Annotated in this window: 23 protein-coding genes; 8 read left to right on the plus strand and 15 right to left on the minus strand. The window is 67.4% G+C overall.

Features of this window, described 5'->3' with window-relative positions:
* From gatA to EJ903_RS02710, 5 genes are all read right to left on the minus strand, one after another.
* Window positions 1-1482: an Asp-tRNA(Asn)/Glu-tRNA(Gln) amidotransferase subunit GatA gene (gene gatA, locus EJ903_RS02690; protein WP_126611884.1), complete on the minus strand. Its 1482-nt coding sequence runs from the start codon at window positions 1480-1482 to the stop codon at window positions 1-3.
* Window positions 1482-1769, minus strand: coding sequence for an Asp-tRNA(Asn)/Glu-tRNA(Gln) amidotransferase subunit GatC (gene gatC / locus EJ903_RS02695; protein ID WP_126611886.1), 288 nt, complete (start codon window positions 1767-1769; stop codon window positions 1482-1484). Before gatC ends, gatA begins: the two co-directional genes overlap by 1 nt.
* 89 nt (window positions 1770-1858) lie before the next feature.
* On the minus strand, window positions 1859-2893 hold the full coding sequence (locus EJ903_RS02700; RefSeq protein ID WP_158627863.1) for a nickel/cobalt transporter: 1035 nt from the start codon (window positions 2891-2893) through the stop codon (window positions 1859-1861).
* 5 nt (window positions 2894-2898) lie between these two features.
* The gene (locus EJ903_RS02705; RefSeq protein ID WP_158627864.1) at window positions 2899-3474 is read right to left on the minus strand and encodes a DUF1007 family protein; all 576 of its coding nucleotides are present in this window, start codon (window positions 3472-3474) and stop codon (window positions 2899-2901) included.
* 9 nt (window positions 3475-3483) lie between these two features.
* A complete protein-coding gene (locus tag EJ903_RS02710; protein WP_126611891.1) occupies window positions 3484-3828 on the minus strand; it encodes a hypothetical protein in 345 nt (114 codons plus the stop codon).
* Window positions 3829-4038: 210 nt separating this feature from the next.
* Here EJ903_RS02710 and arsC point away from each other — a divergent pair, with 210 nt between their 5' ends.
* Both arsC and prmB read left to right on the plus strand, forming a co-directional pair.
* Window positions 4039-4380 carry an arsenate reductase (glutaredoxin) gene (gene arsC / locus EJ903_RS02715; protein ID WP_126611893.1) on the plus strand — a complete coding sequence of 114 codons (342 nt, stop codon included), beginning with the start codon at window positions 4039-4041 and terminating at the stop codon, window positions 4378-4380.
* Window positions 4381-4425: 45 nt separating this feature from the next.
* Entirely contained in the window at window positions 4426-5355 is a 930-nt protein-coding gene (gene prmB, locus EJ903_RS02720; RefSeq protein WP_126611894.1) for a 50S ribosomal protein L3 N(5)-glutamine methyltransferase, read from the plus strand.
* Between the two features lie 31 nt (window positions 5356-5386).
* Here the strand turns inward: prmB and EJ903_RS02725 are convergent, their stop codons facing one another.
* Window positions 5387-5989 (minus strand): GNAT family N-acetyltransferase, encoded by a 603-nt coding sequence (locus EJ903_RS02725; protein WP_126611896.1) that lies wholly within the window; start codon window positions 5987-5989, stop codon window positions 5387-5389.
* Between the two features lie 218 nt (window positions 5990-6207).
* Between EJ903_RS02725 and EJ903_RS02730 the strand changes: the two genes are divergently transcribed.
* A complete protein-coding gene (locus EJ903_RS02730) occupies window positions 6208-6543 on the plus strand; it encodes a hypothetical protein (protein ID WP_126611898.1) in 336 nt (111 codons plus the stop codon).
* 88 nt (window positions 6544-6631) lie between these two features.
* Here the strand turns inward: EJ903_RS02730 and EJ903_RS02735 are convergent, their stop codons facing one another.
* Window positions 6632-7510, minus strand: a complete 879-nt coding sequence (locus tag EJ903_RS02735; protein ID WP_126611900.1) for a CDP-alcohol phosphatidyltransferase family protein — start codon at window positions 7508-7510, stop codon at window positions 6632-6634.
* Window positions 7510-8205, minus strand: a complete 696-nt coding sequence (locus tag EJ903_RS02740) for a phosphatidylserine decarboxylase (protein ID WP_126611902.1) — start codon at window positions 8203-8205, stop codon at window positions 7510-7512. The genes EJ903_RS02735 and EJ903_RS02740 overlap by 1 nt, the downstream gene beginning before the upstream one ends.
* Window positions 8206-8334: 129 nt before the next feature.
* On the opposite strand from EJ903_RS02740, the gene EJ903_RS02745 reads away from it, so the two are divergent.
* A complete protein-coding gene (locus EJ903_RS02745; protein WP_126611904.1) occupies window positions 8335-8793 on the plus strand; it encodes a hypothetical protein in 459 nt (152 codons plus the stop codon).
* 38 nt (window positions 8794-8831) lie between these two features.
* Here the strand turns inward: EJ903_RS02745 and EJ903_RS02750 are convergent, their stop codons facing one another.
* The 6 genes from EJ903_RS02750 to EJ903_RS02775 form a co-directional block, all read right to left on the minus strand.
* Window positions 8832-9269 carry a DUF29 domain-containing protein gene (locus tag EJ903_RS02750; protein ID WP_126611906.1) on the minus strand — a complete coding sequence of 146 codons (438 nt, stop codon included), beginning with the start codon at window positions 9267-9269 and terminating at the stop codon, window positions 8832-8834.
* 92 nt (window positions 9270-9361) lie between these two features.
* The gene (locus tag EJ903_RS02755) at window positions 9362-10435 is read right to left on the minus strand and encodes a BMP family ABC transporter substrate-binding protein (protein ID WP_126612523.1); all 1074 of its coding nucleotides are present in this window, start codon (window positions 10433-10435) and stop codon (window positions 9362-9364) included.
* Between the two features lie 98 nt (window positions 10436-10533).
* Complete coding sequence (locus EJ903_RS02760) at window positions 10534-11466, minus strand: ABC transporter permease (RefSeq protein ID WP_126611908.1); 933 nt, start codon at window positions 11464-11466, stop codon at window positions 10534-10536.
* Window positions 11463-12539, minus strand: a complete 1077-nt coding sequence (locus EJ903_RS02765; protein WP_126611910.1) for an ABC transporter permease — start codon at window positions 12537-12539, stop codon at window positions 11463-11465. Before EJ903_RS02765 ends, EJ903_RS02760 begins: the two co-directional genes overlap by 4 nt.
* Before the next feature lie 21 nt (window positions 12540-12560).
* The gene (locus tag EJ903_RS02770) at window positions 12561-14129 is read right to left on the minus strand and encodes an ABC transporter ATP-binding protein (RefSeq protein WP_126611912.1); all 1569 of its coding nucleotides are present in this window, start codon (window positions 14127-14129) and stop codon (window positions 12561-12563) included.
* Between the two features lie 172 nt (window positions 14130-14301).
* Window positions 14302-14823, minus strand: a complete 522-nt coding sequence (locus EJ903_RS02775; protein ID WP_126611914.1) for a DUF2867 domain-containing protein — start codon at window positions 14821-14823, stop codon at window positions 14302-14304.
* 188 nt (window positions 14824-15011) lie between these two features.
* Between EJ903_RS02775 and ygfZ the strand changes: the two genes are divergently transcribed.
* On the plus strand, window positions 15012-15926 hold the full coding sequence (gene ygfZ / locus EJ903_RS02780) for a CAF17-like 4Fe-4S cluster assembly/insertion protein YgfZ (protein ID WP_126611916.1): 915 nt from the start codon (window positions 15012-15014) through the stop codon (window positions 15924-15926).
* Between the two features lie 18 nt (window positions 15927-15944).
* On the opposite strand, the gene EJ903_RS02785 is transcribed toward ygfZ, so the two are convergent.
* Window positions 15945-16505, minus strand: a complete 561-nt coding sequence (locus tag EJ903_RS02785; protein ID WP_158627865.1) for a hypothetical protein — start codon at window positions 16503-16505, stop codon at window positions 15945-15947.
* Between EJ903_RS02785 and EJ903_RS02790 the strand changes: the two genes are divergently transcribed.
* Genes EJ903_RS02790 through EJ903_RS02800 form a run of 3 tightly spaced genes read left to right on the plus strand, consistent with a single transcriptional unit; the run spans window position 16504 to window position 20344 of the window.
* Entirely contained in the window at window positions 16504-16701 is a 198-nt protein-coding gene (locus EJ903_RS02790; RefSeq protein ID WP_126611920.1) for a hypothetical protein, read from the plus strand. The two genes, EJ903_RS02785 and EJ903_RS02790, sit on opposite strands and share 2 nt — an antisense overlap.
* Window positions 16701-19133 (plus strand): penicillin acylase family protein, encoded by a 2433-nt coding sequence (locus tag EJ903_RS02795; RefSeq protein ID WP_126611922.1) that lies wholly within the window; start codon window positions 16701-16703, stop codon window positions 19131-19133. The genes EJ903_RS02790 and EJ903_RS02795 overlap by 1 nt, the downstream gene beginning before the upstream one ends.
* Window positions 19130-20344, plus strand: a complete 1215-nt coding sequence (locus EJ903_RS02800) for a threonine ammonia-lyase (protein WP_126611924.1) — start codon at window positions 19130-19132, stop codon at window positions 20342-20344. Before EJ903_RS02795 ends, EJ903_RS02800 begins: the two co-directional genes overlap by 4 nt.
* Window positions 20345-20377 lie beyond the last annotated feature (33 nt).

Raw genomic sequence — 20377 nt, forward strand, 5'->3', positions numbered from 1 at the left:
TCACGCCATGAAGGGCGGCAGCGCCGTGACGTTCGCGGCCTTTTCCACCACCTGGCCGACGCGAAGCAGGGTTTCCTCGTCGAACGGGCGGCCGATCAGTTGCAGGCCCAGCGGCAGGCCATCGGCCCCCTGACCGGCGGGGACCGACAGGCCGGGCAGACCGGCGAGGTTGATCGGCACGGTGAAGACGTCGTTCAGGTACATCTGCACCGGATCGTCCATCTTCTCGCCAATGGCAAAGGGGGTGCTGGGGGCGGTCGGCGTCAGGATGACGTCGCAGCTCTTGAACGCCTCGTCAAAGTCCCACTTGATGCGGGTGCGCACCTGACGGGCCTTGTTGTAATAGGCGTCGTAATAGCCCGCCGACAGCACATAGGTGCCGACCAGGATGCGGCGCTGCACTTCCTTGCCGAACCCGGCCCCACGGGTGTTCTCGTACATCTCGGCGAGGCTGCCGCCCTCGACCCGCAGGCCGTAACGGACGCCGTCGTAGCGCGCGAGGTTGGAGGAAGCCTCCGCCGGGGCGATGATGTAATAGGCCGCCAGGGCGTATTTGGTGTGCGGCAGGCTGATCTCCACCGGGACCGCGCCCGCGTCCTTCAGCCATTCGATGCCCTGGGTCCACAGCGCGTCGATTTCCGCCGACAGCCCTTCGACCCGGTATTCCTTGGGAATGCCGATGCGCAGGCCACGGATGTCACCGGTCAGGGCGGCGCGGAAATCGGGAACCGGCAGATCGACCGAGGTCGAATCCTTCGGATCGAAGCCGCACATCGAGCGCAGCATGATCGCCGCGTCTTCCACCGTGCGGGTCATCGGCCCGGCTTGATCCAGCGAGGAGGCGTAGGCGACGATGCCCCAGCGCGAGCAGCGGCCATAGGTCGGCTTGATGCCGACGGTGCCGGTGTAGCCCGCCGGTTGGCGGATCGAGCCGCCGGTGTCGGTCCCGGTCGCGCCCAACGCCACGCGCGCGGCCACCGCCGCCGCCGAGCCGCCGGACGAGCCGCCCGCCACGATCTTGCGGTCCCACTGGCCGGGCTGGCCGGGACTCCAGGGGCTGACCGTTTCGCCCTGGTGGGCGGTGATGGTCGCCGACCCCATGGCGAATTCGTCGAGGTTCACCTTGCCCAGCAGCACGGCCCCGTCGCGCCACAGCTGCGACGTCACCGTCGATTCATACTCCGGCATGAAGCCGTCGAGGATCTTGCTGCCCGCCGTGGTGGCGATGCCCTTGGTGCAGAACAGATCCTTCACCGCGATGGGCAGGCCGTCCATCGGCCCGGCCTCTCCCTTCGCGCGGCGCTCGTCGCTGGCCTTGGCCATCGACAGGGCGGCGTCGGGGGTTTCGGTGATGAAGATGTTGAACGGGCGGGCCGATTCGACCGCGCGCACATGCGCCTCGGCCAGTTCCACCGCCGTGAATTCTTTCTTGGCGAGGCCATCCAGGGCCGACGCCATGGTCAGATTCGTAAGCGCCGTCATCACTCGACCACCTTCGGAACGACGTAGAAGCCTTCGGCCGTTTCCGGGCCGTTGGACAGAACCTGCGGGGTGTAGCCGCCATCCGTCACCGCGTCCACGCGGCGGCGCAGCTTTTGCGCGGCCACGCTGGTCATCGGCGGAACATCCGTGGTGTCCACTTCGTTGAGTTGTTCCACGAAGGTCAGGATCTGGCTCAGTTCCCCGGCCAGAGATTCCAGTTCTCCGTCCGGCACCTTGATGCGGGCCAGATGCGCGATCTTGGCCACCGTGGCCTTGTCGAGCGACATGCCTGTACTCTCTGCCAAAACATTGGAAATTGGGGCGGAAGCTATCACCCGGAACCACCCACCGCAACGATTGCGGCGTGTCCCCGTCGTCAAACCCCGCCCAGAGCCGCCAAAAACAGCGCGCCGCCCAGCAGCGTGACCAGCCCGGCCCCGGCAAAGGCCAACCCGCGTTCGGCCAGATCGGTGGCGCGCGGGTGGGCGGACAGCAGCCGTTCCACCCCGCGCCGCGCGCCGATGCCGACGAATCCCGCCGCCGACGTGGTCAGCGCCACCCCGGCGGCCATCACCAGAACCGCCATCAACCCGGCGGCGACCATGTCGTTGGCCAGCGCGAACAGCAGCACCAGCACCGCCCCCGAACAGGGCCGACACCCGACCGCCAAGGCCAGCAGGCGAAAGCCGCGTCGGTCCGGTGCCGCTGCGTGCGTGTGACCGCCATGGCCGTGATGATGGTCATGATGGTGCGCGTGGCCGCAGGCCGGGCCGTGGGCATTGTGATCATGGGCATGACCGGTGGCGTCCCCACCGGAATGGTCATGCCCGCAACCGGTCTGCCCGCGCGCGGCGCGCACCAGCAGGATCAACCCGACCAGCGTCATCAGGCCATAGCTCGCCAATTCCAGATAGCGGATCGACCCCAGCGTGCTCGCCCGCGTCATGTCCAGCAGCAGGACCGGGATCCCCACCAGCAGGATCGCCGCCAGGGCCTGGGTCAAGGCCGCCCCCACCGACAGCCGCACGCCACGCCACCACGCCGCCCGGTTGGCCAGAAAATAGGACGACACCACCAGCTTGCCATGGCCCGGCCCGGCGGCGTGGAGCACGCCATAGACAAAGGCGATCAGGCACAGCCACGCCCCGGCCACCAGGGACCCGCCGTCGTCGGCGTCGCGCATCTCCTGCAGCCGCCGGGTCATCTGACGGCTGAGGTCGGCTTGCAGGCGGTTCAGGCTCTGTGCGGCCCCGCGCAGCGGTTCGGGCAGCAGGGACAGCGATGCGGCGGCCTCGTCCGGAGCGGCGGCGCGCCCACCGGCCAGCGGGCTGGCCGCCTGCGCGTCCGCTCCAACCAGTGTCAGCCACAGCGTCAGGACCAGGGCCAACAGCCCCCGTGCCGTTGTCCGCATCGCCCTCACCCGATCACACAGGACAGACCGGCCACCCCAATCGGGCCGGTGATGTCGGTTTCGCGCTGGAATCGCTGGGTTTTGCATTGATGGCGGAACGGCTTGCCGTGCGCCTTCGCTGCCCCTGCCAGCGTGTATTCGATGAAATAGTCCGGATCGAAGCCCAGCAGATCGACGGTGCCCGAGGCCACCGGCTGATCCAGCGGTATCATGAAATGAAACACCAACGCCCCGCGCTCCGACCGTGCGGTGAATCCACCGGCGTTGACCTTCTTCATCAGGTTTCCGCCCACCGTCACGTCGGTGTAATAACGGTAGTCGCCGAGAAAGCGGAACACGTCGTTGTAAAGCCCTTGGACGCCCGCCGCCGAGAGCTGCTTTTCGCCCTTTTTCAGATAGTCGGGCAGCATCGCCTGCGAATACATCTCGTCAAAGCGCCAGGTCACATCGATGGCTTCCAGCCCCTTGTCGGCGAACTGCAAGCCAAAGGACACTTCGGCGAAGACATGGGGGTGCGCCGCCGCCGGTCGGGCGACCGCGATCAATGCCAGCGCGCACAGGCCGCCGATGAAACCGCCCAAGCGCCGCATTCAGAAGGGGGTGGGCGCGGTGGTCGGGGCCAGCAGCAGCGGGCAGCCGCAGGATGGGCAGGCGGTTTGCCGGATCACCGCGAGGATGCGCGGGTCGGCGGCGGTTCCGCCCAGCGCGCTTTCCAGCTCCGCGATCTGGCGGCGATGATCGGCGGAGGCCCCACACGCCCCGTCCAGCATCGCGCCGTAATCGGACCCCGACCGCACCGTGAAGGCTTGCGCCGCTCCCGCATGTCCCAGCGCCAGACCGAGACCACCCAGCGCCAAACCGCGCAGCAGCCGACGCCGCGACGTCTGAGGCTGTGATGTCCAACGCTGCCGTGCCGTGTGATCCTGTCCGGCCATAGGGGACCCCTCTTGATTCGTGCGTCGCGTCGCTTGGCTTGGCTTCGCATCGCCACCGCGAACGGTTGGTGGCGCGACGATAGACCGCCCCCACCGTCACGAGGCGTGACAACGTTATAACATAGCCAAACACCGGGCAAGCGCGCGGGTGGCTTGGCGTGGGCGGGGGGACGGGTGTATCTGTCGGTGAACCGCAACACAGGATTTCCGATGAGCGACGTCACCCTCTATCACAACCCGCGCTGTTCCAAATCCCGGCAGACGTTGGAGCTGCTGCGCGAACGGGGTGTCGAGCCGGTGGTGGTCGAGTATCTGAAGACCCCGCCCTCGCCCGCCGAACTGGCGGCGATTTTGGCCAAGCTGGGGATGGGGCCGCGCGACATCCGCCGCGCCAAGGAAGCCGCCGAGGCGGGGATTGCCGCCGATCTGGACGGCGAGGCGCTGATCGCCGCCCTGTCGGCCAATCCCAGCGCCATCGAACGCCCGATCGTGGTCAAGGGCGACCGCGCGCGGGTCGGGCGGCCGCCCGACGCGGTGCTCGACCTGCTGTAACGCCGCCGCCCCTTTCCCGCCCTTCCGCCACCGGAGAGTCCGCCCGTGACCGAACACACCGCCGCGACCGCCGCCGCCGAGCTGGTCAGCATCCGCGATTTCCTGCGCTACGCCGTCAGCCGTTTCAACGAAGCCGATCTGGATTACGGCCACGGAACCACCACCGCCTTTGACGAGGCGGTGTTCCTGGTGCTGGAAAGCCTGCATCTGCCCATCGACCAGTTGGAACCCTACCTTGACGCGCGCCTGACGCTGGCCGAGCGCAAGACGGTGGCGGACATCCTGCACGCCCGCGTCGACACCCGCAAACCGGCCCCCTATCTGCTGAACAAGGCCTACATCCAGGGCATCCCCTTTTACGTGGACGAACGGGTTCTGGTCCCGCGCTCCTTCATCGGCGAGTTGCTGTTCTCCGATCTGTTCGGCGGCGATGATTTCACCCTGGTGGAGGATCCGACCTCGGTCGAGCGGGTGCTGGATCTGTGCACCGGGTCGGGCTGTCTGGCCATCCTCGCCGCCCGCATCTTCCCGGAGGCGCAGGTGGACGCCGTCGATCTGTCCGCCGACGCGCTGGAGGTTGCCAAGCGCAACGTCGCCGACAGCGGCTTTGCCGACCGCATCACCCTGCACCACGGCGATCTCTTCGCCCCGCTGAAGTCCCGGAAATACGACGTCATCATCACCAACCCGCCCTATGTCGATCAGGAGGCGATGGACGCGCTGCCGACCGAGTTTCGCCACGAACCGGCGATGGCGTTGGCGGGCGGGAATGACGGGCTGGACATTATCCGCCGCATCCTGAAGGAATCGGCCAAGCATCTGACCCCGGACGGCGGCCTGATCTGCGAGTTCGGCACCGGGCGCGAGATTCTGGAGGCCGATTATCCCAACCTGGATTTCTTCTGGCTGGAAACCGCCAACAGCTTCGGCGAGGTGTTCTGGCTGACCCGCGACCAGTTGAAGGGGGTGAAGTGAGGGGCAACGCCCCTCCCCCGTTTTCGGCCGGTCACACCGAACGGCGCAACAGCACGCTTCCCCCCTGGTGCGGCAACCGCTCGTGCCAGGGGATGGCGGCGCGCCCGGCCTCGACAAAGCCTTCCTTCGCGTAGAGCCGTTGGGCGGCGGCGTTGTCGGCCCAGACATGCAGGGTGACGCGGTCAAAGCCAAGATCGCGCGCCCGCTCATAGAAGCCGCCCAGCAGCCGGGCCGCCACGCCTTGGTGGCGGAACGCCTCGTCCACCGCCAGGGCCGACAGGAAATAGCTGCCCCAATCGTGGGTTTGGGAAAAGCTGGCGAGATGGTCGATCCGGTCGGGCGGCAGGCCGCTGTAATCCTCCGTCCGAATCCAATCGACCGGATAGCCGTGGGCGACGCCGATGACCCGCCCCTCCCATTCCGCCACGCCGCTCTGCCGGTGCGACAGCGATCCGGTGCGCCCGGCCAGCCCCGGCATCAACATCTCCGGCACCGTCATGCCGGGAACCAGCCCATCCAGCAGAAACCCATAGACCCCGCCACCCGCCACATCGATCAGGCGGGCCAGATCCGGCGCGTCGTCGGCGCAGGCGGGGCGGAGAATCAGGCGGTCGTCGATCATGGTCGCGGGCATCGGAAGGGGCATCCCAAAATCGGAGCGCGGCGCGCACCGGCAAGGCCGCCCTTCTGACAGGCGGGTTGACGGGCGCGGGGCCATCTGTGTAGCGTAGCGTCCATGAACACGCATCGGTTTGCCAGCATTCTGCGAATTAGCGGCCCGGTTCTCCTTTGAGAGCCGGGTAAACGCGCGCCCACACCGCAGAATCCGCACACGCAAGGCACCGACGCATCATGTCCAGCACCACCGCCGCATCCACCGCCCCGACCCTGACGCCGCCCGCCGCCGAATCGCGCCCCTGCGATCCCGCCCGCCGCGTGGTGTTTTCCGTCACCGCCGACGCCGATCCCGGAACCCTGCCCCGCGTGTTGGAGCTGGTCGCCAAGCGCGGGCTGGTCCCGCACACGCTGGCCAGCCGCCTGACCGGCGACAGCCTGCTCATCGACCTGGAGGTGGTTGGCATGGTTCGGGCCGAATCCGATCACGTTGGCAATTGCCTGCGCCAAATCCCGATGGTGGCCCAGGTTGTGGTCGCCGAGGCCAGCGCGCTGGCCGCCGCCGCCGAATAACCGGCCCAAGACCAACCCGTCCAAACGAAAGCCGCGCCCGGACAGGTCGGGGCGCGGCTTTCAAAGGGATAGACGGACTCGACTGGGATCAGACCGGAACCGACGGTGGCCGTTTGTCGGCTCCGTCGCCGTCATCCTCCGGCGCGTCGGTCTGCATCAGTTCGGCCGCGCTCTGCAAACGGCGGAACTGCCGGGTCGAAAAGGGCAAGGTGCCGAGATAGGCAAAGCCGATCAGCGACAGGGTCCACCAGGGTTGGTTGACCAGCATCGCCGCGACCAGCCCGACTCCGGCCAGCGCCGGAACCACCCATTGGGCGGGAACCCGCGCGCCCTTGAAGGAGAAGGTCGGCAGGGTGCTGACCATCAGGCCGCCGATCATCAACGTCCAGGGCACGATGACCACCGGATGCCCAACGATGGACGGACCGGCCTCGAACCCCAGCGTCATCGGTAGCAGCACCAGACCAGCCCCGGCGGGGGCCGGAACGCCGGTGAAGTAGTTGTAGGCCCAGGGCGGCAGATCCACCACGCCCAGGCGCGAGTTGAAGCGGGCCAGACGCAGGGCGCAGCACACGGCGTAGGCCATGGCGGCGATCCAGCCCAGCGTTCCCGCCCCCTTCAACCCCCACAGATACATCATGAAGGCCGGGGCGACGCCGAAGCTGATCGCGTCGGACAGGCTGTCCAGTTCCGCCCCGAACTTGCTCTGCCCGTTCAACAGCCGGGCGATCCGCCCATCCAGCGCGTCGAGAATCGCGGCGATCACGATGGCGATCACCGCCGGTTCCCAGCGTTCCAGAATGGCGAATCGGATCGCCGTCAAACCGGAACACAGCGCCAGCACCGTCAGCACGTTCGGCAGCAGATGGTTGATCGACAACCCTTTCAGCCGGGGGTGCGGGCGGCGCGGGCGGCGCGTCCGGTTGGAGCGGAAAATCGGCTGTTTGAACACGGGCGGGCGTTTCATCAGCGCACATCCCCGTAACGCTGCGCTTCCGTGCCGTTCAGGTCGGCCAGGATGGTTTCACCGCCAATGGCGGTTTGGCCAACGCACACCAGCGGGGCGACGCCATCGGGCAGATAGATGTCGGTGCGGCTGCCGAAACGAATCAGGCCGAAGCGCTCGCCCGCCTTCACCGGCTGCCCGGCCTTGACCCACCACAGGATGCGGCGGGCGACCAGCCCGGCGATCTGGACATAGGCGATCTCGCGCCCGTCGGGCAGGCGCTGGCGGAAGGCCATGCGCTCGTTCTCCTCGCTCGCCTTGTCCAAGGCGGCGTTGAGGAACTTGCCCTTGTGGTATTCGGCGGCCACGATGGTCCCATCGGCGGGGACGCGGTTGACGTGGACGTTGAACACGTTGAGGAAGACGCTGATTCGCGTCAGCGCCTTGTCACCCATGCCCAGTTCCGGGGGCGGAACGGCCTGGACGATCATCGTCACGCGCCCATCGGCCGGGCTGACCAGCAGGCCGGGCCGCGTCGGAGTGACGCGGTCGGGATCGCGGAAGAAATAGACGCACCACAGGGTCAGAACCAGACCGGCCCAGCCCAGCGGGGTCCAGACGGCAAGCCCCAGGATCAACGAAACGACGGCGAAAGCGGCGATGAAGGGCCAGCCAGCGCGGTGGATCGGAACGACAACGGTATTGATGGCGGACATCGCCTCGGTCTTCACAGTTCATCCAACAACGAGCGGCCATTGTAGACGCCCGATCAAGCCCTTTACAGAATTTTAGCGGCAAGACACCATGCTAACCGCACACGCAACCGACGAATCGAGCGCCGCCCCGTGACCGTTCCCGATCTGAAGACCATCCAATCCCTGGCCGAGGTGCCGGACGGCGCGCTGCCCATCACGCCGGGATCAATCGTGATGACGCCGGAAGGGGTGTTGGGCATCGCCAAGCCGCCCAAGCCCTGCAAGCTGACCTTCATGGCCGATGGCCTGCCCTTCAACATCGCCGTGCGGCACGAGGGCGACGGGTCGATCTGCCAGATCTGGGCGGATGTCGGCCATGTTCCCTTCACCGCCCAGGCCCCCGACCGCCGCCGCACGCTGCTGTCGCTGCTGCGCGGCATCGATGGGCTGAAGCATGTGAAGTTCATCGTCCAGGGCGGTCAGAAGATCATCCTCTTTTCCGAAAGCACGCTGGACCACCACGCCGCCCCGGAGGATCTGTTCCACCAGACCGTCCTGGTGCTGCAAGAGGCGCGGCCGTTTCTGAAGCTGCTGGGTCCGTATCTGTAAGGGCCGCCGTCTTTGTAAAATCAGGCGTCTTTGTAAAATCAGGGCTGCGGCCAGAAATCATGGTCGATCATCTGCGCGTAGCTCCAGGGGCAGGCGGCGGGAAAGGTTGACTCGCTCAACCCCGTCTCCCGCTCCGCCTCAACCAGCGCCAACCGATAGGCGTCGGCCACCGCCTCGTCCAATTTGGATTTGAGGCTGGGGTTGTCCGCCATGTGGCTGGCCAACCGATAGCGTTGCTCTTTCACGCTCAGACGCCAACTGTTGCCGCGCAGACCGGGCTGAAAGCGCCATTTCAGCAGATGAAGCAGCAGAACGGCCAAGCGATTGACCAACTCCCGCTTTTCGCTGCGGCCCATGCTCTCGATCTCCTCGGCGATGTGGGCGATGTCCGCCGCGTCGAGTTTTCCCGCGCGCAACAACGCCGCCTGTTCGTTCGCCCAGGCGTAAAAGTCGCGGTCGTAGAGGGTGTGCCCCATCGCTGGCCTCCTCACTCACACCCGCCATCATGGGCGTCAATGGGCGTCGGCGGGACCGGAGACTTGCCCCCGGCCCGCCGACGCCCAAAGGCTTACTTCGGAACCTTGCCCTGCACGCCTTCGACGTACCAGTCCATCTTCAGGATCTGCTCGTCGGTGGCGCTCTTGCCCTCGGGGATCACCACCTTGCCCGATTGGTCCTTCACCGGACCTTGGAAGGAATGGCGCTTGCCCGACATGATGTCGGCCTTGATCTGATCGGCCAGCGCCACGACGTCCGCCGGAATCGCCGGGTTGTAAGGGGCCAGGAACAGCATCTTGTCCTTGAAGCCGCCCCAGGTGTCCACGGCCTTCCACGAGCCGTCCAGCACCGCCTTGACGCGGTCGATGTAATAGCCGTTCCAGTCATCGACGATGGCGGTCAGGTGCGATTTCGGCCCGAAGCGGGTCATGTCCGACGATTGGCCAACCGACCACAGGTTGCGGTCCTGCGCGGTCTGGATCGGGGCCGGGCTGTCGGTGTGCTGGACGATCACATCCGCACCCTGGTCGATCAGCGCCATGGCCGCTTCGGTTTCCTTGCCGGGATCGTACCAGCTGTTCACCCAGACGACGCGGACCTCGGCCTTCGGGTTCTGCTCGCGCAGGGCGATGGTGAAGGCGTTGATGCCGCTGACCACCTCGGGAATCGGGAAGGACGCGACATAGCCGATGACGTTCGACTTGGTCATCTTGCCGGCGATGGCCCCGACCACCGTGCGGCCTTCGTAGAAGCGGGCGGAGTAGGTGGCGACGTTGGCGGCGCGCTTGTAGCCGGTCGCGTGCTCGAACTTCACATCCGGGTAGCGCTGGGCCACCTTCAGCGTCGGGTTCATGAAGCCGAAAGAGGTGGTGAAGATCAGCTTGTGGCCGCTGGCCGCCAACTGCTCGATCACGCGTTCGGCGTCGGCCCCTTCCGGCACATTTTCGACATAGGTGGTGGCGACCTTGTCGCCCAGCGCCTTTTCAACCGCCAAGCGGCCCTGGTCGTGCTGGTAGCTGTAGCCGTGATCGCTGATCGGGCCGACATAGACGAAACCGACCTTCAACTTGTCCTGCGCCGCCGCCGTGCCGACGCTCAGCGCGACCGCAGCAGCCCCGGCCAACCCCAGCAGAGTCTTGCCCATCGTCCTTCTGTTCACGTCAAAGCTCCTTGTTTCTTTGTGTTTCGGTTGTCGGTTTGCGGCGAAAGAAATATTCGGCCCAAGAAACGGAAATGTCCGGGTCAGGCGTCCGGGTGGAACAACTTGCCCAAACAGGCCGGTGCGTTCAATCGGGTGCGGGCGACATCCCGCGAAATCAGCACCAACACCAGAACGGTAGCCAGATAGGGCAGCATCGACAAGAGTTGCGAGGGCACGTCCACCCCCAAACCCTGAACGTGAAGCTGCGCGATGGTGACGCCGCCGAACAGCCACGCCCCCAGCATGACGCGCAGCGGCTTCCAGGTGGCGAACACCACCAGCGCCAGCGCGATCCAGCCGCGCCCCGCCGTCATGTTCTCCGCCCACATCGGCGTGTAATCCATCGACAGGAAGGCCCCGCCCAGCCCGCTCATCGCCCCGCCGAACAGCACGGCCAGAAAGCGGATGCGGATGACCTTGTAGCCCAGCGCGTGGGCGGCGGCGTGGTTTTCCCCCACCGCGCGCAGCACCAGACCGGCGCGGGTGCGGTACAGGAACAGATGGACCAGCGGAACCGCCAGAATCGCCAGATACACCAACAGATCCTGGCCGAACAGCGCCTGCCCGATCACCGGCAGGTCGGTCAGGCCGGGGATGTTCAGCTTGGGCAGCCCCTTCAGCGGGATGCCGACGAAGGCCTGCCCGATCAGCGCCGACAGCCCGACCCCGAACAGGGTCAGCGCCAGCCCGGTGGCAACCTGGTTGGCCAGCAGGCCCAGCGTCAACAGACCGAACAGCGCGGCGGTGGCCGCCCCCGCCGTCGCCGCCGCCAGCAGGCCCATCGGGGCGCTGCCGGTCTTCACCGTCACGGCAAAGCCGCACACGGCCCCGACCAGCATCATGCCCTCCACGCCCAGGTTGAGGACGCCGGACTTTTCCACCACCAGCTCGCCCAGTGCGGCAAAGAGCAGCGGGGTGGCCGCCGCCAGCATTGCGGCCAGGATCGGGCCGATCAGTGACAGTTCCGCGCTCATGCCACAGCCCTCCGCGCGCCGAATCGGACCCGGTAGCGAATCAGCACGTCGCTCGCCAACAGGAAGAACAGCAGCATCCCTTGAAACACCCCGGTGATCGCCTTGGGCAGGCCCATCGCGATCTGCGCGGCCTCGCCCCCGATGAAGGACAACGCCATCAGCAGTGCGGCCAGCAGAATGCCCACCGGGTGCAAACGGCCGAGAAAGGCGACGATGATGGCGGTGAAGCCATAACCCGGCGACACGTTCGGCGTGATCTGGCCGATGGGTCCGGCGACTTCACCCATCCCGGCGATCCCTGCCAACCCGCCCGACAGCAGCAAGGCCAGCCAGACGATGCGCTTCTGGTCGAACCCGGCATAGCCCGCCGCCGCCGGAGTCAGCCCGATCACCTTGATCTGGAAGCCGATGAAGGTCCGGGCGATCAACACCCAGCCACCGGCCACCGCCAGCAGGGCCAGGGCAGCCCCCAGATGCACGCGGGTTCCCAACCACAGGATCGGCATCACCGCGTCAGCCTCGAACAGCCGGGATTCGGGAAAGGCGAAGCCGTCCGGGTCGCGGTACGGCCCATGCACCAGGAAATTCAGCAGCAGCAGCGCGACATAGGTCAGCATCAGGCTGGTCAAAATCTCGCTGGCGTTGAAGCGCAGGCGCAGATAGGCCGGGATCGCCGCCCAGGCCATGCCGCCCACCGCCCCGCCGATCACCATCAGCGGCAGCAGCCACCAGCCGCCATGCCCGTAAAAGGCCAGGGCCAGACCGCCGCCGACAATCGCCCCGACGGTCAATTGCCCCTCCGCCCCGATGTTCCACACATTGGCGCGGAAGCCGATGGACAGGCCGATGGCGCACAGCGTCAACGGCGTGGCCTTGACGATCAGCTCCCCGATCCCGCGCTTGGACGACACCGGGTCGATGAAAAAGGCGTGCAGCGCCTTCATCGGGTCAAAGCCCAGCAGCAGGAACAGGACAAAGCCGCTCATCAGGGTCAAAACCACCGCCAGCGGCGGGGTCAGATAGACCATGGCCTGCGAGGCCTGACCGCGCGGTTCCAGTCGGATGAGGCTCATGCGTTGCACCCCTTCGCATCGTCACAGCGCACGCGCAATCTCCCCGTCTTCGTCCGGCGGCGTGGCGAACAGCCCGCCCATCAACAGCCCGATCCGTTCCACGCTGGTTTCATGGGTCGGTCGGCTGTCGGACAACCGCCCATGGAACAGCACGGAAATCCGGTCGCTCAACACGAACAGCTCGTCCAAATCCTGGCTGATGACCAGAACGGCGGCACCGGAGCGCGCCAGCCCGATCAGGGCCTGATGGATCGCCGCCGCCGCGCCCGCGTCCACGCCCCAGGTCGGTTGCCCGACGATCAGCAGCTTGGGCCGTTGCAGGATCTCGCGACCGATGATGAATTTTTGCAGATTGCCGCCGGACAGCGACCGCGCTTCGGCCTTGTGCCCGTGGGTGACGACGTTGAATCCCTTGATGATCGTCTCGGCGTAGGCCCGCGCCTTGGCAAAGCGCACCATGCCGCCCGTCACCAGCGTTTCGCTGGCGTAACCGGACAGCAGCGCGTTGTCGGACAGGCTGAGTTCCGGCACGGTCCCGCGCCCCAACCGCTCCTCCGGCACGAAGGCCAGCCCCAGCGCCCGGCGCGCGCGCGGGCCGAGATGGCCGGACGGCAAGCCTTCGATCTGCACGGCGGCGGGGTCGGCGATCAACGCCTCCCCGCTCAGGGCGGCCATCAGTTCGGCCTGTCCGTTGCCCGCCACCCCGGCGATTCCCAGAATCTCCCCGGCGCGGACCTCGAACGTCACGTCCTTCAGGTTGGTGGCGAACGGGTTGTCGGAGCTGGTGGACAGGTTGCGCACCGACAGGCGCGCCGCCCCGGCGGCCCCCTGCGGCGGGCGTTCCGGCGTGGACAGCTCGCTGCCGATCATCATCTCGGCCAGACCGCGCGCGGTTTCCTGCCGGGGATCGCAGGCCCCGACCACCCGGCCGCCGCGCAGCACGGTGGCACGGCTGCACAGGGCGCGGATCTCCTCCAGCTTGTGCGAGATGTAGAGGATGGTGCAGCCCTCCGCCGCCAGACGGCGCAGGGTTTCAAACAGCTTGGTCGCCTCCTGCGGGGTCAGGACGGAGGTCGGCTCGTCCATGATCAGCAGCTTGGGATCCTGAAGCAGGCAGCGGACGATCTCCACCCGCTGCCGCTCGCCGACCGACAGATGGAAGACGTGGCGGTCGGGGTCGAGCGCCAGCCCATAGCGTTCCGACACCGTGCGGATCCGGTTGGCCAACGCCGCCATCGGTCCCGGATTGTCCAGGCCCAGCGCGATGTTCTCCGTCACCGTCAGCGTGTCGAACAGCGAGAAATGCTGAAACACCATGCCGATTCCCAGGCGGCGGGCACCGGCGGGATCGGGCACGCGCACCTCCTGCCCCTGCCACAGCATGGAGCCGGAATCGGGGTGCAGCACCCCATAGATCATCTTCACCAGGGTCGATTTGCCGGCCCCGTTCTCCCCCAACAGCGCGTGGATCTCGCCCCCTTGCAGGACGAGATTCACGTGATCGTTGGCCAGACAGCCGGGAAACCGCTTGGTGATGCCGCGCAGCTCCAGGCGGGGCGGCGGCGCATCGGCAGGGGGGGAGGACTCCAAGGGGCGCGGATCCGAAAAAGTGAAGAGCCAAGCGGCAATGCCAAAGCCATGCCACACCGGTCAACAGAGTAACGCGGCGGGCACACCACCCGTCAACAGCCGATCAACCGCCCAAAGCGAATGCAGGTGCTGAAATTTGCGGCACACACTACCGCATCAGGAGGCCACCACTTCAGGGGGCCGCCCGCCGCATCACCGCCCGCACCACCAGCGGATGGATGCGCCCGACCGGCAGCATGTAAAGACGGCCAAGCGCGTTGTGGATGTGGACCATGGTCGACACCACATAGCGCGGCGCATCCTCCCCCGATTGGACCATGGGTTTGACGATGGACACCTGGACGTTCAGATGGCGGTCGTCGATGCCCATCAGGATTTCATGGTCGTCCATGGCGCGGATGGTGAAAATGCCCAGCCGATCCCCCACGCGATAGGCGGCGGCGGGCTTGCCACCGACCACCCGGATCGCGCCCACCGATTTCAACCCGACCAACCGCACCAGCCCGTTGCGCAGCGCCATCAGCGCCGACACCCAGCCCGGTGTCGTGCCAAAGCTTTTCAAGGCGATTTCCAACGGCATCAGCGCCGGATCGCGCAAGGGCGCTTCATACGCGTCCCAGAAATCGGCACGCTCCAGCCCGGCGCGAAGGGCGCTGCCAGCGGGGATGTCGGTGACGGTGATCGTAGGGGTCATGCGTCCTCCTCCACCGTGCCACACCGGCGCGGCAATGTCAGAGATGCCACATAACGCCCCCCAATTCACCCGGCGCATGGGCCATCGCCGCCTGCGGACCGCGCAAAGCCTTGCCAGCCCACCCACCCCACACCATTTTTCACCCGCACAGGATTCACCCGCACACGAACGAGGGAGCAGGGACGATCATGACGGTGGACGCGGCGGGGTATGCGGTGCTGGAACGGCGCGGCGTGGTGGCGGTGTCGGGCGAAGACCGCGCGGTCTTCCTGCAAGGGTTGGTGTCGAACGACGTCACCGCCGTCACCGACCAGCGCGCCGCCTACAGCCTGTTCCTGACCCCGCAGGGCAAATTCCTGCATGATTTTATCCTGATCGGGTTCGGCGGTGCCCTGCTGCTCGACCCCGAGACGGAGCGCCGGGCCGATCTGCTCAAGCGGCTGAAGATGTACAAGCTGCGCTCCAAGATCGCGCTGGAGGACCGCGCCGAGTCGCTGCGCATCGTCGTTGCCTTCGGCTCCGGAGCGCTCGCCGCGCTGGGCCTGCCGGAGGAGGCCGGGGCCGCCCGCCCCTTCGCGGGCGGGGTGGCGATCACCGATCCGCGCCTGCCCGCCCTGGGTGCCCGCCTGATCCTGCCGGTGGATGGCTTTGACGACGCCCTGGCCGCGCTCGACGCCGCCGGGCTGGCCCGCCGCACGGTCACCGATTACGACCGTCTCCGCGTGACGCTGGGCGTGCCGGACGGCAGCGCCGACATGATCCCCGACAAGGCCATTCCCCTGGAAAACCGGCTGGACGCGCTCAACGCCGTGTCCTGGACCAAGGGCTGCTACATGGGGCAGGAGTTGACCGCACGCACCAAATACCGCGCGCTCATCAAGAAAAAGCTGTTCCCGGTGACGCTCGACGGCCCGCTGCCCGAACCCGGAACCCCGGTGACGCTGGGCGACAAGGAGGTTGGGGAGTTGCGCGGCGGCGTGGACGGCCACGCGCTCGCCCTGTTGCGGCTGGCCGATCTGGAGGACGCCACGGCCCCGCTCACCGTCGGGACCACCCGCCTGTCCTGGCGCGCGCCGGAGTGGGATGCGCCGGTGGTGGCGTAACCCGCTCCGTCTCCCTTGTCAGCCCAGAACCGCGCGCGCCCACCGGCGCACCGCCCCGGCGGCGGTGCGGGCGGTGTCCTTGATCCGCACGACCAAGCGCCGCGCGGCGCGGCAGGGCGGCAGATCCTTGAACCACGCCAGCCAGCCCGACACCCGGTTGAGGATCCAGGCCACCCAGCCGATGGTCATCAACCGGTCGCGGGTCAGGTGGAACAGCCGCTCGACCAGGGTGATTTTCAGCAATTCGGCCACGGTCAGCACCACCAGCCCGGTGGTGGTCTGGCCGCTGGCCAGCAGCCACGCCCCCGCCCATTTGGCCGGTTCCAGCAGGACCAGCGGCAACAGCACCACCAGCAAGGCTGGATAGGGGGCCAGACCGGACAGCCAGCGGGCAAAACCGGCAAAGACCGGCAACGCCCCGACCCAGCGGGCCAAGGGTCGTACGATCCAATAGACCAGCGCGTCGATCAGGAAATAGACCAGCGCCGCGAGCGTCACCACCGGGCGCAACAGCCGCCCGATCCAGGACCGGGGCGCACCGGGTGGAATGTCGGGGGTGTTGGATGATTCGCTCATCATGGTCGCCTTTGCACGCAACAATCGGATCGGTTCCTACCATGAAAACGCCACGCGCGGCCACCAACCCCATGGCACGCCGCCGCTGGCAACGGTGCAGTTCAGCGATGCGGTGGATCGCACGCGACTTTTTTTGCACAGCGGCGTAATGGTGCCGCCGTCGTCGGTTTGCCTTCGTTTCGGGTTGTACGGATCGTGATGCTTCTTCAACGAATTCCCTTGTCGCGCCCGGTTCTGGTTCGGGTCGGGATCGCCCTGGCGGTCGTGCTGGCCACCCCGCCCCTGCTGGTGGGCGGCTGGTATGGCTGGATGCGCGGCCAGCAGCCGCAAACCACCGGCGAGCTGACCTTGCCCGGCCTGGAGGCCAAGGTGGAGGTGCTGCGCGACGCCAAGGGCGTGCCGCACATCTTCACCGCCAACGAACGCGACGGCTACCGCGCCCTGGGCTTCGTCCACGCGCAGGACCGGCTGTGGCAGATGGAGATGATGCGCCGCCTGGGGGCCGGGCGGTTGGCGGAGGTCGTCGGCACCCGCTATGGCGACGCCGCGCTGAAAAGCGACCGGCTGATGCGCACGCTGGGCCTCTACCGCGCCGCCGAGCAGATGACCGTCCTGCTCTCGCCCGACGCCCGCGCCGCCTTCGACGCCTACGCCGACGGGGTGAACAGCTATCTGGAGCGGCGGCGCGAGGCGCTGCCCATCGAATTCCAGCTTCTCGGCCACCGGCCAGAACCCTGGACCATCGCCGACTCCCTGGTGTGGGGCAAGCTGATGGCGCTGCAACTGTCCGGCAATTACCGGGACGAGCTGTTGCGCGCCCGCCTGCTGAAACGCCTGTCGTCGCAGCAGGTGGAGGATCTGTTCCCCGCCGACCCGCCCAACGCCCCGGTGACGCTGGCCGCCGAGCTGCGCGACCTCGATCTCGGGCCGGGCGTCGGGCGGCTGCTGGCCGCCCTGCCCGACCTTGGCCCCGACACCGCGTCGAACGAATGGGCCTTGACCGGTGCCCGCACCACCACCGGCAAGCCGATCATCGCCAACGATCCGCATCTGGCGTTGGACGCGCCGATCCTGTGGTACCTCGCCCGCATCGTCACGCCGGAGGGGACCATCGCCGGGGCGACGGTGCCGGGGGTTCCGCTGCACATTCTGGGGCACAACGGAAAGGTCGCCTGGGGTTTCACCACCACCCACAGCGACACCCAGGACCTGTTCGTCGAGAAGATCGACGGCCAGGATGCCAAGCGCTACGCCGCGCCGGACGGATTCCAACCCTTCGACAGCCGGAACGAGACCATCCGCGTCGCCGGACAGTCCGACGAGACGCTGACCGTGCGCGAAACCCGCCACGGCCCGGTGATCTCCGATCTGGAGGGCGCTGACGTCCCGCCCGCCGGTCACGTTCTGGCGCTGGCCTTCCCCGGTCTGGCCGCCGATGACCACACGCCCGAGGCGCTCTACCGCCTGAACCACGCCGACAACGCCGAGGCGGTGCGCAGCGCCGTCCGCCTGCACGTCGCCCCGCAGCAGAACATCGTCTACGCCGACCGCGCGGGCGAGGTGGGCATCATCTCCCCCGGCCGGGTGCCGATCCGCCGCAAGGGCGACGGGCGCGTGCCGGTGCCGGGCTGGACCGGCGAGTATGATTGGACCGGCTTCCTGCCCAGCTACACCCTGCCCCAGGCGGTGAACCCGCCCAACGGCCAGTTCGTCAACGCCAACAACGCCATCGTCGGGCGCGATTACCCCTACCGTCTGGCGATGGATTGGACGGACCCCGCGCGCGCCCAGCGCATCATCGACATGCTGGGCGACCGCCGCCATTCGGTGGAGGACGCCGCGCGCCAGCAGATGGACATCGTGTCCCTGCCCGCCCGCGATCTCCTGCCGGAGCTGCTGAAATACCCCGTGCCCAAGGGCATCGCCACCGACGCCACGGCGCTGTTGCGCGGGTGGGATGGCAGCATGGCGCGCGACCGGCCCGAACCGCTGATCTTCGAAGCGTGGCTGCGCGAATTGACCCGCGCCGTCTTCGCCGACGAACTCGGCCCCGATTTCACCCATTATTGGGAGCTGCGCAGCCGCGCGCTGCGCCATGTCTTCGCCCACGCCCCGCGCTGGTGCGACGACGCCACGACACCGGAAACCGAAAGCTGCGCCGACATCGTGGCCAAGGCGCTGACCACCGCGCTCGACGATCTGTCCAAGCGCAACGGCAGCACCCCCAGCCGCTGGCGCTGGGGCGACGAGCACCGCGCCGTTCTCAGCCACCGCATCCTGTCCAAGGTGCCGTTGCTGGGGTCGATGACCGATCTGTCCATCGAGACCGATGGCGGGTATTTCACCGTCAATCGCGGCTCCACCCGCCTGCGCGATTCCGCCGCACCCTTTGCCCATGTGCACGGCGCTGGCTACCGAGGGGTGTATGATCTGGCGGATTTGGACAACTCTAGATTTGTGATTGCCACCGGACAATCCGGGAATCCGCTGTCGCCGCATTGGGGCGACCTTGTTTCCACCTGGCGCGACGGCGGTTCGTTGCGTCTGACCGGCGACCGTGGCACGTTGCTCGCGGCAGGGGCGGAGGTGCTGACACTCACACCACGCAACACCGGGGCACAACAACAATGACCATTGGTTTGGAGGACGTGCGCGCCGCAGCGGCGCGCATCGAAGGCCATCTGGCACGCACTCCGGTGGTTGCGGCCACCCGCCTGGGGGACATGGCGGGCTGCCGCATACACCTGAAGCTCGAAAACCAGCACACGACCGGCTCCTTCAAGGAGCGGGGGGCGCTGAACAAGCTGCTGTCGCTGGCCGACGCGGAAAAAACGGCGGGCGTCATCGCCATGTCGGCGGGCAACCACGCCCAGGCGGTGGCCTGCCACGCCACGCGGCTGGGCATCCGCTCGACCATCGTCATGCCCAGCTTCACCCCCTTCACCAAGGTGGAGCGGACGGAAAGCCTGGGCGCGCGGGTGGTTCTGCACGGCGACACCCTGAGCGACGCCGCCAGCTTCGCCCATGATCTGGCGGCGCGGGAGGGGTTGACCTTCGTCCACCCCTACGACGATCCCTTCGTCGCCGCCGGGCAAGGCACGGCGGCGCTGGAGTTTCTGGCCGAGGTGCCCGATCTCGACACGCTGCTGATCCCCATCGGCGGCGGTGGCCTGATTGCAGGCATGGCGACGGCGGCCAAGGCGCTGAACCCGGCCATCCGCATCGTCGGCGTGCAATGCGCGCTCTACCCGGCGATGATCCAGGCGCTGGCCGGGCAATCCATCGACTGCGGCGGGGCGACCATCGCCGAAGGCATCGCGGTGAAGGCCCCCGGCGGCCTGACCCTGCCCATCGTCCGCTCCCTGGTCGATGAGGTGGTCGAGGTCGGTGAAACCCGGCTGGAGGAGGCGGTCTACCGCCTGTCCACCATGCAGAAGCTGGTGGCGGAGGGCGCTGGCGGGGCGGGGCTGGCCGCGCTGCTCGACGATCCCGCCCGCTACGCCGGGCGCAAGGTCGGCATCGTCGTGTCGGGCGGCAACATCGACTCCCGCATCCTGGCGCAAGTGCTGATGCGCGGTCTGGTCTATGAGGGGCGGATCGTCCGCCTGCGCATCGGCATCACCGACGCCCCCGGTGCCCTGTCCCGCGTCACCCGCCTGCTGGGCGAGGCTGGGGCCAACATCGTCGAGGTCTATCACCAGCGCCTGTTCCACAATGTGCCGGTGAAGATGGCAGAGGTCGATGTGGTGCTGGAAACCCGCGATCAGACCCACGTCCAAAGCCTGATGGCCCGCATGCGCGAGGCCGGTTTCCCGACGGCGCTGATGACCGACGTGTCGTAAGCCACCCGGTCGACGAAAAAAGCAGTCAAAAAA

This window comes from Azospirillum griseum, assembly GCF_003966125.1.
In the GTDB taxonomy this organism is placed as follows: Bacteria; Pseudomonadota; Alphaproteobacteria; order Azospirillales; family Azospirillaceae; genus Azospirillum; species Azospirillum griseum.

Excerpts from the sequence above, each read along its gene's own strand:
- EJ903_RS02750 (WP_126611906.1), bottom strand. The coding sequence starts at position 9,269 with ATGGGGCACACCCTCTACGACCGCGACTTTTACGCCTGGGCGAACGAA.
- gatC (WP_126611886.1), bottom strand. The coding sequence starts at position 1,769 with ATGTCGCTCGACAAGGCCACGGTGGCCAAGATCGCGCATCTGGCCCGC.
- EJ903_RS02740 (WP_126611902.1), bottom strand. The coding sequence starts at position 8,205 with ATGTCCGCCATCAATACCGTTGTCGTTCCGATCCACCGCGCTGGCTGG.
- EJ903_RS02700 (WP_158627863.1), bottom strand. The coding sequence starts at position 2,893 with ATGCGGACAACGGCACGGGGGCTGTTGGCCCTGGTCCTGACGCTGTGG.
- ygfZ (WP_126611916.1), top strand. The coding sequence starts at position 15,012 with ATGACGGTGGACGCGGCGGGGTATGCGGTGCTGGAACGGCGCGGCGTG.
- EJ903_RS02710 (WP_126611891.1), bottom strand. The coding sequence starts at position 3,828 with ATGGCCGGACAGGATCACACGGCACGGCAGCGTTGGACATCACAGCCT.
- EJ903_RS02765 (WP_126611910.1), bottom strand. The coding sequence starts at position 12,539 with ATGAGCCTCATCCGACTGGAACCGCGCGGTCAGGCCTCGCAGGCCATG.
- gatA (WP_126611884.1), bottom strand. The coding sequence starts at position 1,482 with ATGACGGCGCTTACGAATCTGACCATGGCGTCGGCCCTGGATGGCCTC.
- EJ903_RS02800 (WP_126611924.1), top strand. The coding sequence starts at position 19,130 with ATGACCATTGGTTTGGAGGACGTGCGCGCCGCAGCGGCGCGCATCGAA.
- EJ903_RS02725 (WP_126611896.1), bottom strand. The coding sequence starts at position 5,989 with ATGCCCGCGACCATGATCGACGACCGCCTGATTCTCCGCCCCGCCTGC.
- EJ903_RS02755 (WP_126612523.1), bottom strand. The coding sequence starts at position 10,435 with ATGGGCAAGACTCTGCTGGGGTTGGCCGGGGCTGCTGCGGTCGCGCTG.
- EJ903_RS02775 (WP_126611914.1), bottom strand. The coding sequence starts at position 14,823 with ATGACCCCTACGATCACCGTCACCGACATCCCCGCTGGCAGCGCCCTT.
- EJ903_RS02730 (WP_126611898.1), top strand. The coding sequence starts at position 6,208 with ATGTCCAGCACCACCGCCGCATCCACCGCCCCGACCCTGACGCCGCCC.
- EJ903_RS02790 (WP_126611920.1), top strand. The coding sequence starts at position 16,504 with ATGGTCGCCTTTGCACGCAACAATCGGATCGGTTCCTACCATGAAAAC.
- EJ903_RS02795 (WP_126611922.1), top strand. The coding sequence starts at position 16,701 with ATGCTTCTTCAACGAATTCCCTTGTCGCGCCCGGTTCTGGTTCGGGTC.
- arsC (WP_126611893.1), top strand. The coding sequence starts at position 4,039 with ATGAGCGACGTCACCCTCTATCACAACCCGCGCTGTTCCAAATCCCGG.
- EJ903_RS02735 (WP_126611900.1), bottom strand. The coding sequence starts at position 7,510 with ATGAAACGCCCGCCCGTGTTCAAACAGCCGATTTTCCGCTCCAACCGG.
- EJ903_RS02760 (WP_126611908.1), bottom strand. The coding sequence starts at position 11,466 with ATGAGCGCGGAACTGTCACTGATCGGCCCGATCCTGGCCGCAATGCTG.
- EJ903_RS02785 (WP_158627865.1), bottom strand. The coding sequence starts at position 16,505 with ATGATGAGCGAATCATCCAACACCCCCGACATTCCACCCGGTGCGCCC.